Genomic DNA, 1,086 nt, shown 5'->3' with positions numbered 1-1,086 from the left:
GTCGCTGTTGCTGGTAGTGAGGTATTAGGGTTTATTTCAATCTGGGAACCAGAAAATTTTATACATCACTTATATATTTCGAATAACCACCAAGGGAAAAATATAGGTACTCAGTTATTAGAAAAGGCTAAGTCTTCATATAGCGGTTTGAGCCTAAAGTGTATGTCGGAAAACGAAAGAGCGATTGGCTTCTATGAATCCAATGGTTTCATGAAGGTCCAAAAGGGCGCTGACAGCTTGGGTGACTACTATCTCATGGAGTTCAGCGCAAAAACCTAACAAAGCATTTAAGAGTGATTCGCAACGCTTGGCAGTTTCGCTTCGCTCAAGTATAGCCAAGCGCCGCTCACACCTTAATGCGGCGTTATGTTTACACTGTATTTCAAAGGCTTAAACGTCTTAGGCTCTAGTTCTTTGTCCCTTTGGCAATTCGTCCCTAGTAGACTCAGCAAATCCGCACTGTCGGTCTAAGTTCTTGAATCTCTCAGCCCGTAAAACATGCCAATGTTCGTGGGTTGCTTCATTGTCAGGTCGTGGCGGTCGGTTGTTTGTATAACTGGCTTAAAGTCGCTTTAGGGTTCTTAACCAATTAGCATTTCGGTTTGGTAGTTGCCTTGGCAATTTGCCATTGTTTTGCGCTTTGGTTGGAAAGATAGGGCGCTTGTTGTTTCTTGGTCGGGTTGCCTCATTGGGCAGGGAAGTGGAATTACACGTTTAAGGTTAATCGCCTTTGGCGGTCAAGTTGGTTCTTGCCTTGTGGTTTAGCTCAGAAAACTAGTTAGAAATAGCAGTTCTTTCTCAAGTAAATCAGTTGTTTGTGGTAAAACATAACAAACAATTCAAGCTGATTCGCAACGCTCGGCGCTTTCGGTTTCAATTGGTTTGGTGATTACGGTGAAGTGCTTGGGTAAGGCGGCAGCGTTGCTCACAACTTAATTGGGCGTTATGCGTAATCGATGGACCACGGAGTATTAGATGGAAGTAGTAGAAGCGGAAAAATCGGATTTAGATTCATTCTTTGTGTATCTTGAAAATCAGCTGTCTGAAAATGGTAATGGAGAAGTTCCTCTTTTTCAACCAATGTCC

At 42.9% G+C, this 1,086-nt stretch carries 1 protein-coding gene and 1 pseudogene; both read left to right on the top strand.

Annotated elements, in window-relative coordinates:
• The coding region (locus ELS82_RS25200; protein WP_134837792.1) for a GNAT family N-acetyltransferase at positions 1 to 279 on the top strand (279 nt) is incomplete at its 5' end.
• 696 nt (positions 280 to 975) lie between these two features.
• Positions 976 to 1,086: pseudogene (locus ELS82_RS27235) on the top strand (GNAT family N-acetyltransferase); the annotation flags it as partial.

It is taken from the genome of Vibrio ouci (assembly GCF_004551525.1).
Lineage (GTDB): Bacteria > Pseudomonadota > Gammaproteobacteria > Enterobacterales > Vibrionaceae > Vibrio > Vibrio ouci.
Note: the sequence above shows the minus strand (reverse complement) of the source record. Positions and strands in the feature narration are given on the sequence as shown.